The sequence below is a fragment of the Campylobacter concisus genome, assembly GCF_002165785.1.
In the GTDB taxonomy this organism is placed as follows: Bacteria; Campylobacterota; Campylobacteria; order Campylobacterales; family Campylobacteraceae; genus Campylobacter_A; species Campylobacter_A concisus_W.
In genome coordinates this window covers 84,460-97,116 of sequence record NZ_NDYO01000005.1, presented here as the reverse complement: position 1 = coordinate 97,116, position 12,657 = coordinate 84,460, and the positions used below count along the sequence as shown (strand labels likewise).

Annotated in this window: 12 protein-coding genes; all 12 read left to right on the top strand. The window is 37.2% G+C overall.

Annotated features, from left to right (window positions below):
- Nucleotides 1-108 precede the first annotated feature (108 nt).
- The gene (locus tag B9N62_RS04445; RefSeq protein ID WP_087584557.1) at nucleotides 109-1,449 is read left to right on the top strand and encodes a class II 3-deoxy-7-phosphoheptulonate synthase; all 1,341 of its coding nucleotides are present in this window, start codon (nucleotides 109-111) and stop codon (nucleotides 1,447-1,449) included.
- A 23-nt stretch (nucleotides 1,450-1,472) separates the two neighbouring features.
- Nucleotides 1,473-2,429, top strand: coding sequence for an NAD(P)/FAD-dependent oxidoreductase (locus B9N62_RS04440; RefSeq protein ID WP_087584556.1), 957 nt, complete (start codon nucleotides 1,473-1,475; stop codon nucleotides 2,427-2,429).
- Nucleotides 2,430-2,431: 2 nt separating this feature from the next.
- Nucleotides 2,432-4,684: a vesicular transport factor Uso1p gene (locus tag B9N62_RS04435; protein WP_087584555.1), complete on the top strand. Its 2,253-nt coding sequence runs from the start codon at nucleotides 2,432-2,434 to the stop codon at nucleotides 4,682-4,684.
- Complete coding sequence (locus B9N62_RS04430) at nucleotides 4,681-5,388, top strand: tRNA1(Val) (adenine(37)-N6)-methyltransferase (protein ID WP_087584554.1); 708 nt, start codon at nucleotides 4,681-4,683, stop codon at nucleotides 5,386-5,388. Before B9N62_RS04435 ends, B9N62_RS04430 begins: the two co-directional genes overlap by 4 nt.
- Nucleotides 5,385-5,750 (top strand): YkgJ family cysteine cluster protein, encoded by a 366-nt coding sequence (locus B9N62_RS04425; protein ID WP_087584553.1) that lies wholly within the window; start codon nucleotides 5,385-5,387, stop codon nucleotides 5,748-5,750. Before B9N62_RS04430 ends, B9N62_RS04425 begins: the two co-directional genes overlap by 4 nt.
- Nucleotides 5,729-6,994, top strand: coding sequence for a tetratricopeptide repeat protein (locus tag B9N62_RS04420; RefSeq protein WP_087584552.1), 1,266 nt, complete (start codon nucleotides 5,729-5,731; stop codon nucleotides 6,992-6,994). Before B9N62_RS04425 ends, B9N62_RS04420 begins: the two co-directional genes overlap by 22 nt.
- A complete protein-coding gene (gene trpC, locus B9N62_RS04415; protein WP_087584551.1) occupies nucleotides 6,991-7,776 on the top strand; it encodes an indole-3-glycerol phosphate synthase TrpC in 786 nt (261 codons plus the stop codon). The genes B9N62_RS04420 and trpC overlap by 4 nt, the downstream gene beginning before the upstream one ends.
- Nucleotides 7,776-8,258, top strand: coding sequence for an HIT family protein (locus tag B9N62_RS04410; protein ID WP_021091390.1), 483 nt, complete (start codon nucleotides 7,776-7,778; stop codon nucleotides 8,256-8,258). The genes trpC and B9N62_RS04410 overlap by 1 nt, the downstream gene beginning before the upstream one ends.
- Nucleotides 8,245-9,264 carry a tRNA 2-selenouridine(34) synthase MnmH gene (gene mnmH, locus B9N62_RS04405; RefSeq protein WP_087584550.1) on the top strand — a complete coding sequence of 340 codons (1,020 nt, stop codon included), beginning with the start codon at nucleotides 8,245-8,247 and terminating at the stop codon, nucleotides 9,262-9,264. Before B9N62_RS04410 ends, mnmH begins: the two co-directional genes overlap by 14 nt.
- Nucleotides 9,265-9,523: 259 nt before the next feature.
- Entirely contained in the window at nucleotides 9,524-11,218 is a 1,695-nt protein-coding gene (locus B9N62_RS04400) for an acetolactate synthase large subunit (RefSeq protein ID WP_257640180.1), read from the top strand.
- Nucleotides 11,219-11,220: 2 nt separating this feature from the next.
- Nucleotides 11,221-11,682, top strand: a complete 462-nt coding sequence (gene ilvN, locus B9N62_RS04395; protein ID WP_223154400.1) for an acetolactate synthase small subunit — start codon at nucleotides 11,221-11,223, stop codon at nucleotides 11,680-11,682.
- Nucleotides 11,682-12,635, top strand: coding sequence for a UDP-3-O-(3-hydroxymyristoyl)glucosamine N-acyltransferase (gene lpxD, locus B9N62_RS04390; RefSeq protein WP_087584548.1), 954 nt, complete (start codon nucleotides 11,682-11,684; stop codon nucleotides 12,633-12,635). Before ilvN ends, lpxD begins: the two co-directional genes overlap by 1 nt.
- The last annotated feature ends 22 nt before the right edge of the window (nucleotides 12,636-12,657 follow it).

Sequence of the window (12,657 nt, the reverse complement as noted above, 5' to 3'; positions counted from 1 at the left end):
AGCGATTGTAGGCAAAATATCTTTAATAGCCCATTAATGGCTTTTATTTTTTAAGTTTGCCGTGATATAATCAGCGTCTAATTTAAGGCAAAAAAGATAGGAAAATAAATGACTTGGAACCGCGATAGCTGGAGAGAATTTAATATCTTGCAACAACCAAATTACCCAGATTTAAAAGAGCTTAAAGAGGTCGAAGAAAAATTAAAATCGCTTCCTCCTTTGGTCTTTGCTGGCGAGGCTAGAAGTTTAAAAGAAGAACTTGCAAAAGTTTGTAATGGCGAGGCATTTTTGCTTCAAGGTGGCGACTGCGCTGAGAGCTTTACAAATTTTAATGCAAACAACATCAGAGATATGTTTAAGGTTTTACTTCAAATGGCGATAGTCTTAACCTTTGCTGGTGGCTATCCAGTGGTCAAAGTGGGCCGCGTAGCAGGGCAGTTTGCAAAGCCTAGAAGTAGCGATTTTGAAGAGGTAAATGGCGTTAAGCTTCCAAGCTATAGAGGTGACATCATAAATGGCTTTGAATTTGACGAAGAGGCAAGAGTGCCTGATCCAAAACGTATGATAGATGCTTACTATCAAAGCGCATCTACGATGAACCTTTTAAGGGCTTTTTCAAGAGGTGGTTTGGCCGACCTTCATCAAGTCCATAAGTGGAATTTAGGCTTTGTCAAAAAGCCAGAGATTGGCGAGAAATACGCGAAACTAGCTGATGAACTAACAAAGACACTTTCATTTATGGCAGCTTGTGGCATCACTTCAGCAAATACACCAGCCATAAATCAAACCGCGGTTTATACATCTCACGAGGCACTTTTGCTACCTTATGAGGAGGCTTTAACTAGGGTTGATAGTCTTAGCGGTGAGTGGTACGACTGCTCGGCTCATATGCTTTGGATAGGCGAGAGAACACGTGGTATAAACGACGCTCATGTACATTTTTTAAGCGGTGTAAAAAATCCTATCGGCGTTAAGATCGGACCAAGTGCAAAGGCTGAGGATGTCATCGCGCTTGCAAATAAACTAAATCCAGAAAATGAAGCTGGCAGACTAAATGTGATAATCAGAATGGGCGCTGATAAGATAGGCGAAAATTTACCAAAAATTTTAAGAGAGCTAAAGCGAGAAGGGTTAAATATCGTTTATAGCATCGATCCAATGCACGGCAACACAGTCAAGACCTCAAATAACTACAAAACCAGAGAATTTGACAAGATAATAAGCGAAGTTAGAAGCTTTTTTGAAATTCACAAAGCTGAGGGCACAAGGGCTGGCGGCGTACATCTTGAGATGACAGGACAAGACGTGACTGAGTGCACGGGTGGGGCATTAAATATCACTGAAAGCTCGCTTGAGCAAAGGTATGAAACACAATGTGATCCAAGGCTAAATGCTGATCAGGCACTTGAGCTTGCGTTTTTGATGGCTGATCTGGTTAAAAAAGCTTAAAATTATAAAATTTGGAGAAAAAGATGGTAAATGTTTATGACTTAATCGTTGTTGGTGGCGGACCCTGTGGAATTGCTAGCGTAGTTGAGGCAAAAAGAAATGGCTTAAATAATGTTTTGCTTCTTGAAAAAGGCGATAATCACAGCCAAACGATAAGAAAATTTTATAAAGATAATAAACGCGTAGATAAAGAGTATAAAGGGCAAGATAGTACGATACATGGCGTAGTTTCATTTGAGGATGGCACGAAAGAGAGCACGCTTGATTATTTTGACAAGCTGCTTGATACTGAAAAGATTGAAGCTTTTTTTAACTCTGAAGTAGAGAGTGTGAAAAAAGATGGAGAAATTTTTAAAGTAACTACCTCAAAAGCCATCTATGAAGCTAAAAATGTGATGATATCAATTGGCAAAATGGGACGACCAAATAAGCCTGATTATAAAATTCCGCCTTCACTAAACGCGGTTGTAAATTTTAACCTTGATAGCTGTACGAACGGCGAAAAGGTGCTTGTCGTAGGTGGCGGAAACTCAGCAGTTGAGTATGCGATCGAGCTTTGCCAATACAATAAAACCACAATCGCTTATAGAAAAGATAATTTTAGCCGCGTAAATGAGACAAATTTAAGCGCACTTTGGGAGCTAGAAAAGCACGGCAAGATAAAAGTTAGGCTAAATCACGACATAAAAGAGATAGATAACGAATCAGGCAAGGTTAGAGTGCATTACGAAAATGGCAAGATCCGCGTTTATGACAGAGTTGTCTATGCAATAGGTGGCTCAAGTCCGGTTGATTTTTTACAAAAATGTCAGATAAAAATTGATGAAAAAGGCACTCCAATAGTTGATAGTAACTACCAAAGTAGCGTACCAGGACTTTATGTGGGTGGTGACATCGTGCTAAAAAATGGCGGCTCAATAGTCGTTGCTCTAAATCACGCTCATCACGTCATAAAAGACATTTTAAAGGGCAAGGCATAAGCTTGATAAATAAAATTTTACTAGCTATTTTTTGTTTGATAGTTGGCTTTTGCCTATCGTTTTTTAAATCTCCAAAAGAAGATGAGACACCAAAAGATACTAATCAAACGATTTATTCTATAAATTTTGACAATTTGCCAGAAGAAGAGAAACAAAAATACATCAGTAAAGACGATCTTTACGAATATGGCGGATATATAACTCCAAAAAGCTATATCCAAAATTTTACCGAAACGAACGATCAAAATTTATCAAATGATGTAAATGAACTTCAAGAACAAGTTCGTGAGCTAAGTAAAAAAAATAAAATTTTAGCTACTGATAATGTCGATATCAGCGAGAAAAATTTAGACTTTATAAGCAAAATTTCAGAGATGAAAAAAAATATCGAAAATGAAAAAAATGAGATAGTTGAGAAAAATCAAAAGACGCTAGGCGAGCTTGAAGCGCAACACTTTGAAAATATACAAACTCTCACAAAACGACTAAATGAAGCTCAAACTGATATGATAGAGAGCTCAAAAGCCTATGAAAAAAAGATAATAGACCTTGAAAATGCGATAAATGAGGCAAAAAATGGCGATGAAAGTAAGGTAAAAGATATCGAAGCAAATTTTGCTAAATTTAAAGAGATGGCTGAGGCAAATTATACGGCTTTAAAAGAGCAAAATATAGAGCTAAATACGACACTGACTCAAAAAGACGCACTAATAAAAGAGTATGAAAATACTCAAAATGAAAAAGATAAAAACGAAAAAAAAGAAATTTTGCTTTTAAAAGAGGAGATCGAGCGAGCAAAAAATGACGCTAATACACAAAAATTTAGCTACGAAAAAGAGATAAATGCACTAACTGATGGCTTTGAAACGCAAAAGAGTGTTATGGAGGATGAGCTTTCAAAAAAGGCAAATAAGATAATTGATCTTGAGGAGGCTCTTGAGTCAAGCAAGACTGCCTTAAAAGATAGAATTTATGAGCTTGATGAGATAAAGAAAAATTTAAACTCAAAAGATTTGGCAGTTGAAAACTACAATGGTAAAAATTTAGAGCTAAATGCCTCTCTTGCGGCACTTCATAAAAGTTTTAATGATCTAAAAGAAAAAAATCTTAAAAGCGAGCAGGAAAATAAACTCGCAAATGAAAATATAAATTCAATTAAAAAAGAGCTTGAGCGAGTAAATTTGATAAATAAAAAGCTAGAGAAGCAAAATTTAGATGCAAATACAAGTTTAAGTGAGCTAAATAAAAAACTAAATTTAAGCGAAGAGAGTCTTAAAAATGCACGAGATGAGCTAAAGACGCTTGATACAAAGACAAATAAATTTTTAAAAACTTTGTTTGAGCAAAATCAAACTATCTCTTTGCAGACCCAAAAGCTTGGTTTAAATGACAGTGAGTTGAAAAATTTAAGTGCAAAGATAAACTTAAAAGATGAAAAGATAAAAGAGCTAGAAAATAATCTCACGCAAACAAGTCAAATGCTAGCAGCAAAGCAAAGTGAGCTAGAAGCTCAAAAAAGAACGCTAAAGATTGATATGCAAAACTATGAGATTTTGCGTCAGCAAATAAATATTTTGCAAAAAAAGATAGCTGATACGTCGGCTCTTTTTGCTGATAGCAATAAAAGTGGCGGTAAAAATTTACTAAGCTTACAAAATGAGCTTGAAAGCGCAAAACATAAGTTAAACGAGAGTAATAAGACGATTGAGAGGTTAAATTCTAAAATAAATGAACTTAGTTCATCTAGCGTAAAAGGAAGTCCAGTAAATGCCAAAATCATCGAACTTCAAAAAGATATCGAGCAAAATTTAAATAGGCAAGATGAGCTTGAAAACGAAAATGTAAATTTAAAAAATATCTTGCAAGCGACAACTAAGCCAGAGACGCCAACAAAGCTAGTTTTGATCTCTAGCCTTGAGTGTGATGACATGGACGCAAAAGATAAGATTAGCGTGATGTGTAAGAATAGAGTGAGCGAATTTTTACAAAGATTTAACTCAAACTACCTTTATGAGATAATTCCGATCGTAGATAAGAAAAATTTTGTCATCCCATCAAATGTGGCGCAAAGCATCAAAAAAGATGATCTTGGCAGGCTAAATAACTATGTAAATTATGGCGTTGGTAAAGAGCGCGCAAAGGCAGCAGCCGAGCTTATAAAAGAAGAATTTGGCGATTTTGCAAGGATCAGCTTTAGCTCTGAAGTGATCGTAAAAGATGTCACGCGTGGCTTTATCATCAAGGTTTATAGATGATCTTGGCTCAGCTAAAAAGTGGCTATCGCTACAACAGCGATACGCTGGTACTTTATGATTTTATAAGCTCAAGTTTGAAAAATTTTTCAGGCAGGATTTTAGACGTTGGCGCAGGATGTGGGATACTTGGGCTTTTACTTAAACGCGACTTTAAAAATTCCAGCCTAAGCTTACTTGATATCTTGCAGATAAATGGTGAAATTTCTAAATTTAATGCCAGTAAGAATGGCTTGGAGGCAGAAATTATAAATGCTAATTTTGCAGATTTTAAAGATAGCGAGAAATTTGACCTCATCGTATCAAATCCGCCATTTTATCACGATGGTACGAAACAGAGCGAAGATGAGCATATAAAAGCTAGTAGATACACAAGCTCTTTGGGTCTAAAAGACTTTATAAAAGGTATAAGCGTAAATTTAAAGCCTCACAAAAGGGCATTTTTTTGCTATGCACCTGATGATATTAGCCAGATCGCAATGTGTCTAAAAGAGTTTAAGCTAAATTTAGTAAGCCTAAAATTTATTCATACAAAAGCTGATAAGCCAGCAAATTTAGCCTTATTTGAGGTGAGAAATAATTCAAACTCAAAGCTAAAAATTTTGCCACCTTTGGTAATGAGCGAAAATGGCTCGCATACAAAAGAGGCGATTGAAATTTTTAAAAAAGCTGATACAAAGAGCGTTGATTATCAGGAGCTAACGTGAGGGTGCAAGGCTTTAACTATGAGTTTGATGCCAGCTTTTGCGAGAGCTGTGGCGGTAAGTGTTGCGCGGGAGAGAGCGGATATATCTGGATAAATGAAGAAGAAATTTCAAAATTTTGTACTGCATTTCATATGAGTAAAGATGAGTTTGAAAAGCAGTTTTTAATAAGAGTTGGGCTAAGGTGTAGCATAAAAGAGAAGCCTTATGAAGATGGCTTTGCTTGTATATTTTTTGATGAAAAAAATAAAAACTGCTCAGTCTATGAGCTAAGGCCACAGCAGTGTAGGACTTTTCCGTTTTGGAATTATTTTAAAAAAAATTTAAAGGAGCTAAAAGCAGAATGTATTGGCGTAAAATTTTAGTATTTTTTATGAGCGTATTTTTTAACTCGCAGCTACTTTTGGCTGACGATAATAAAAGTATAAATTTACGTCTAATGCAGGCTTTATTGTTTCAAGATAGTGGAGATGTGAATGCTAGCATTCAAGCTTACTCAAACATTTTTAAAGATACAAATCAAAAAGCTTATTTAAAAGAGGCGATCAAACTCGCCTTTGCTACAAAAAATGAAAATTTAGACGCTTTGATAAGTGAAGGCGAAAAAAGCTTAAAAGACGATAGCGATTTTATCCGTATAAAGGTGGCAAATTTAGTAAATCTTTCAAAGCTAAATGAGGCTAAAAGTTTAATGCAAGAGCTTGCTACAAAAGAGCCAAATGCCCAAAATTTACTCATGCTTGGCACAATTTGTATGATGCAAAATGAAACAACGACTGCACTAAAATACTTTGAAGAGGCATACTCACTAAAGCAAGAAGAAGAAAACTTGCTCCGTATCGTTGATATTTTGATAAATCGTATGGATAAGATAAAAGACGCTACAAAATATCTTGAAAAATTTAGAGATGAACAAGGCTGCACGCTAAAGACTTGCGAGCTTTTGGCTGAAATTTACTCCCAGCAAAGAAATTTCCCAAAAGTGATCGAACTCTTTGAAGAGCTTTATGAGCTAAATCACGATACTTCGTATATTGATAAGATCGTGCAGTTTTTTATCTATGATAAAAATTACAAAGCAGCAATTGAAATTTTAAAAAAATATAGCTACAACGATATAGCTCTTATGGATCTTTATGCGGCGACTAGTAATTTTGGTGACGCATATATACTTGCTGTTAAAATTTATAACGATAGCAGGGATTTAAATTTTTTAGCAAAAGCCGCGATTTACGAATACGAGATGAATAAAGACAACTTGAACGAACAAAAAATGGCTGAAATTTTAGATAAATTTGAAGCTAGCGTGCCAAAGCTAGAAAATGATATGTTTTTTAACTATTATGGCTACTTGCTGATAGATCATGATATTGACCCTAGAAAGGGTATAGAGCTTGTGCAAAAGGCGCTTGCTATCTCGCCTGAGTCGCCTTATTATGAGGATTCACTAGCGTGGGGATATTTTAAGCTTGGTGAGTGCAAAAAGGCAAAAAGCATTATGCAGCACGCGATGAAAGATGTTGATTTTAGAGCTTCAAAAGAAGCAAAAGAGCATTTGCACCTAATAGAGCGCTGTATAATAAATCTAAATAAAAGGCTTAAAAAATGATACTTGATGAGATAATAAAAAAAACTAAAGATGATCTTGAAAAAAGAAAAGCAGACTTCCCTGAGGAGTGGCTTGGTCGCTCTCTAGCGTACAATCCATACGTACCAAGAGATGTTTTAAATGCACTTAGAGCAAGTCAAAATGAGCCGATAAAAATCATAGCTGAGATCAAAAAAGCAAGCCCAAGTAAGGGTGTGATAAGAGAAGATTTTGAGCCTATAAAAATCGCTCAGGAATACGAGCCATACGCAAATGCTTTTAGTATCTTGACTGAGCCACATTGGTTTAAAGGCAACATCGAGTACATCACGCAGGTTCGTCGCTACGCATCAAGGCCGATCCTTAGAAAAGATTTTATCGTTGATAAGTATCAAATTCTTGAAGCTCTTGTTTATGGGGCAGACTTTATCTTGCTTATCGCAAAAGCATTAACTCAAAACGAGCTAAAAGAGCTTTTAGACTACGCTCATCATTTAGGGCTTGAAGTTTTGGTTGAAACTCACGACGCAAGCGATGTGAAAAAGGCTATCTTTGCAGGAGCGAATATAATAGGCATAAATCATAGAAATTTAGATGATTTTACGATGGATATGAGTCTTTGCGAGAAGCTTATACCACTTTTGCCAAATGGCAAGATAATAGTCGCTGAAAGCGGGCTTTACGAGCATGAACAGCTTAGAGAGCTAAGTAAAATAGGCGTAGATGCTTTCTTGATAGGAGAGCATTTTATGAGACAAGATGATATAAAAAATGCCGTCAAAAAGATAAAGGAGGGTGAGTAATGCAGCACCTTTGTGCCCCTTGGAGAAGCGAATACTTTAGCGCTAAAAAAGATAGTTGTGTTTTTTGTGACGTTATAAACTCAGATGATGATGATAAAAATGGCGTACTTTTTCGAGCCAAACATTGTTTTGGGATTATGAATTTATATCCGTATTCTCCAGGTCATTTTATGATAATACCAAATCAGCATACCGACAAGATCGAAGAGCTTGATGAGCAGACTTGGTTTGAGATGAGTAAATTTGTAAGGCTTGGAGTTGAAATTTTAAAAAAAGAGCTTTATGCTAATGGTGTAAATATAGGTATGAATTTAGGCAAGGCAGCGGGGGCTGGCATAGCTGAGCATGTGCATTATCACCTTGTGCCAAGGTGGAGCGGGGATACAAATTTTATAACCACCATCTCTGATGTGAGAGTAAATGGCACGCCATTTCATCCACTTTTTGAGAAACTAAAAAAGGCATTTAGTGCCGTTATTTGAGCTTGATGCAGAGCAGTGGCTAGAGAAAAGAAGCTCTTTTGAAATTTTAATAGACGCAAGATCGCCACATGAATTTTTATATTCACACATAAAAGATGCCATAAATTTATACGCTTTAAATGACGCGGAACATAAAGAGGTAGGCACGCTCTATAAAAGCGATAGATCCCTAGCAAAAAGCCTTGGAGCAAAATACATTTGTAAAAATTTACAAAATATCATTGATGAGGTTTATAAAAGAACCAAGGTTGGTTCAGCTATTGGCATCTACTGCGCTAAAGGTGGGCTTAGATCAAATTCTGTTGGCCATGTGCTAAGCATGATAGGATATAGAGTTTTTAGACTTAGTGGTGGCTATAAAGCTTATAGAAATCACGTTTTAGAATTTCTAAATCGACCTTTGAGCACGAAATTTATCACTCTTTTTGGGAATACTGGCTGCTACAAAAGTAAGCTCATAAGGGCTTTAAGCCCATCAATAGACCTTGAAGCTATGGCAAATCACCTAGGCTCTGTCTTTGGAGCGATAAATGGCGCGCAGCCAAGCCAAAAAAGCTTTGAAGATGCGTTGTTTGAAAAGCTCATCACGCTAGAAGATAAAATTTGCTTTATTGAGGGTGAGAGCAGAAGGATAGGCTCATTAAGCTTGCCAAAAAGTCTTTATGAGGCGATGCGTAGTGGCATAAATGTCGAAGTAAGTGCAAGTTTAGAAAAAAGAATTTCTTGTATAGTAGATGACTATAAAAGTGTGGATAAAGCTTTTTTTGACGAGTGTATGAAGAAAATTTCGCCATTTATCGATAAAAAAGCTAGAGATGAAGCTGTGGCTAAATTTAATGAAAATGACATTGCTAAAGTAGCTGAAATTTTACTCACAAAATACTACGATAAAGTCTATAAGAAAAATGAAAATATTAATGTTTTTATAAATTCTGATAACTTTGACGAGGCCGTTAAAAAGCTAAATAATATAAAAAATGAAGCAAAATTTTTAGGCTTATTTTAATTAAAAAATTAAGCCTAAAATTTATACAAATGAGTTTTAGCTCTTAAAATTTTATAGTCTTTGCTCACTTAAATTTATTGATTTTACTAAGAATAATATGTTTAATTTTATGTAAAATATTTTGTATTATTTTTCTAAAATAGTTAAAAATTTTTCAATAAAATCAAAGCAATACCTAAAAATCGCTAGAAAGTTAAAATGGATTTAAAATGCTTTGGGATATAATCTGCGATAAATTTATCAAAAGGCTAAAGTGATGATAAAACAGATTTCTGGTTCACAGATGATAAGCGAGGCCTTGCACGAAGAGGGCGTTGAGATAGTTTTTGGCTATCCTGGCGGTGCAGCTTTAAATATCTACGACGAAACATATAAGCAGACTTATTTCAAACACGTTTTGGTTCGCCACGAGCAAGCAGCCGTTCACGCGGCCGATGGATACGCTAGGGTTAGTGGTAAAGTTGGCGTTGCTTTTGTGACAAGTGGCCCTGGCTTTACAAATGCAGTCACTGGCCTTGCAACAGCTTATAGTGACAGTATCCCAATCGTGCTTATAAGCGGCCAGGTGCCAACATTTATGATCGGTACAGATGCTTTTCAAGAGATCGATGCGGTCGGCATTTCACGCCCCTGTGTTAAGCATAACTTTTTAGTTAATAGCGTCGAAGAGCTACCTCGTATCATAAAAGAGGCCTTTTATATCGCAAGATCAGGCCGCCCAGGACCAGTTCATATCGATATCCCAAAAAATATCACATCAAGACTTGGAGATTTTGTATATCCAAAAGAAATTTCTATTCCAAGTTACAAACCGACCTATAAGGGCAACTCAAAACAGATAAAAAAAGCAGCAGTTGCGATAAATGAAGCTAAAAGGCCGCTTCTATACATCGGTGGTGGTGCAGTCGCATCAAATGCAAGCGAGATCATACGTAAATTTATGAAAAAAACTGGCATTCCAGCAGTTGAGACACTGATGGCTCTTGGTGTACTTGACGCAAAAGATGAGCTAAATTTAGGCATGGCAGGCATGCATGGTAGCTACGCTTCAAATATGGCACTTAGTGAGTGCGACCTTCTCATCTCACTTGGAGCTAGATTTTGTGACAGGATCACTGGCAGGACGGATGAGTTTGCCAAACATGCAAAGATAATTCACATCGATATCGATCCAAGCTCTATCTCAAAGATCATAAACGCCCACTATCCGATAGTTGGTGATCTTACAAACGTGCTAACTGAGCTTTATGAAGAAGTCAATGCAAAGCCTGAAAACTACGCACCTTGGAGAGAAATTTTAGATAGATATTCTAAACTAAATCCACTTGGCTACACAGATAGTGACAAGGTCTTAAAGCCACAATGGGTCATCGAAGAGGCCGCAAAGATAGCAGGAGCTGATGCGATAATCTCAACAGACGTCGGACAGCACCAAATGTGGGTGGCGCAGTTTTATCCGTTTAACCGAGCAAGACAGCTTGTCACAAGTGGCGGACTTGGCACAATGGGATTTGGCCTCCCTGCAGCGATCGGCGCAAAATGCGCAAAACCAGAAAATCTTGTTATAAATTTTACAGGCGATGGCTCAATACTTATGAATATCCAAGAGTTGATGACAGCTCATGAGATAAATATGCCTGTTATAAACATCATCTTAAACAATAACTTCCTAGGTATGGTGCGCCAGTGGCAGACATTTTTTTATGAAAAACGCTACTCATCAACTGATCTTAGCTTGCAGCCTGATTTTGTAAAGATCGCTGAAGGATTTGGCGGTATTGGCTTTGTTTGCAAGAGCAAGGATGAGTTTAGAAAGGCTTTAAAAGAAGCGATCGATAGCAAAAAATCAGCGATGATCGACGTTAGGATCGACCGCTTTGAGGACGTGCTTCCTATGGTTCCAGCTGGAGCTGCGATTTATAATATGATATTAAAGAGCAAGGAAGAAAAATGAGTATCAGAAGAACGATTTCGGTTATAGTTTTAAATGAACACGGCGTTTTGGCTAGAATTTCTGGGCTTTTTGCAGGCAGGGGCTACAACATTGATACGCTCACCGTTGCTCCAATACCTGAGAGCAACTTCTCAAGGCTAAGTATCGTAACAAGTGGCGACGAGAGAGTTTTAGAGCAGATCGTAAAGCAACTTCATAAGCTCATACCAACGTATAAAGTCATAGAAAGTGGCGAATTTGTCGAAAAAGAGATGGCTCTTGTGAAAATTCCGCTTGGTGAAAATTTTGCTGGTCTTGAGGCGATACTAAAGGCATACAACGGTATCGTGACAAACACAAATGAAAACTACATCGTTGTCATGGTAGCTGACGATGCGAGTAGGATCGAGAGCTTTTTAAAATCGATAAAGAAATTTAACCCAGTTGACGTCGTACGTGGCGGATCTGTGATAATGGATATATGATGAAACTAAGTGAAATAGCCTTAAAAGTAAATGCTACTTTTAGTGGAGAAGATCTTGAAATTTTTGCTCTAAATTCTTTAAAAAATGCAAATAAAGCTGAGCTAACATATTGTGACGGCGAGAAAAATGCTAAATTTATAAGTACGTCAAACGCTGGAGCCATCTTGGTGACAAAATCGCTTTTAGACTTGGTGCCAGCTGGTATGGTCGCACTCGTGTGTGATAACCCACACCTTGCATTTGCCTTGCTTAGTAAAGATTATGCTAAGCCGCTTTTTTGTGAGCCAAAGCCATCAAATATCGCCCAGAGTGCAAAGATAATGCCAAATGTCTATATCGGCTCAAATGTGAGCATTGGTGAAAATACGATAGTCATGGCTGGAGCATTTTTGGGCGATAATGTGACTATCGGCAAAAACTGTATTATCCACCCAAATGTCGTCATCTACAATGACTGCGTGGTTGGAAATGAATGTCATCTGCTGGCAAACTGCGTGATCGGAAGTGATGGCTTTGGCTATGCACATACAAAAACTGGCGAGCATGTAAAAATTTATCACAATGGCAACGTAGTTTTAGGCGATTTTGTCGAGATCGGCGCTTGCACGACGATAGATCGTGGTGTTTTTGAAAGCACAATGATCGCAAGCTACACAAAGATAGACAATCTCGTTCAAATAGGTCATAACTGCGAGCTTGGAAATGGCTGCCTAATCGTCTCACAAACTGGCCTTGCTGGCTCAACAGTGCTAGGCAGAAACGTCGTCATGGGCGGACAAAGTGGCTCGACTGGACATGTGAGTGTGGGTGACTTCGCGCAGATCGCAGCACGTGGTGGTGTTAGTAAAAATTTACTAGGTGGTAAAAAATACGCCGGAGCTTATCCGATAATGGAGCTTTCGGAGCAGTTTAAATTTCAAGCAAAAATTTTGAGATTTTTTAAGAAAAATTAATTATAAGCTTTTGTAGGATTTT

Bases quoted from the DNA above. Each gene is read 5' to 3' on its own strand.
- B9N62_RS04445 (WP_087584557.1), top strand. From the start codon at position 109: ATGACTTGGAACCGCGATAGCTGGAGAGAATTTAATATCTTGCAACAA.
- B9N62_RS04440 (WP_087584556.1), top strand. From the start codon at position 1,473: ATGGTAAATGTTTATGACTTAATCGTTGTTGGTGGCGGACCCTGTGGA.
- B9N62_RS04430 (WP_087584554.1), top strand. From the start codon at position 4,681: ATGATCTTGGCTCAGCTAAAAAGTGGCTATCGCTACAACAGCGATACG.
- B9N62_RS04420 (WP_087584552.1), top strand. From the start codon at position 5,729: ATGTATTGGCGTAAAATTTTAGTATTTTTTATGAGCGTATTTTTTAAC.
- trpC (WP_087584551.1), top strand. From the start codon at position 6,991: ATGATACTTGATGAGATAATAAAAAAAACTAAAGATGATCTTGAAAAA.
- B9N62_RS04410 (WP_021091390.1), top strand. From the start codon at position 7,776: ATGCAGCACCTTTGTGCCCCTTGGAGAAGCGAATACTTTAGCGCTAAA.
- lpxD (WP_087584548.1), top strand. From the start codon at position 11,682: ATGAAACTAAGTGAAATAGCCTTAAAAGTAAATGCTACTTTTAGTGGA.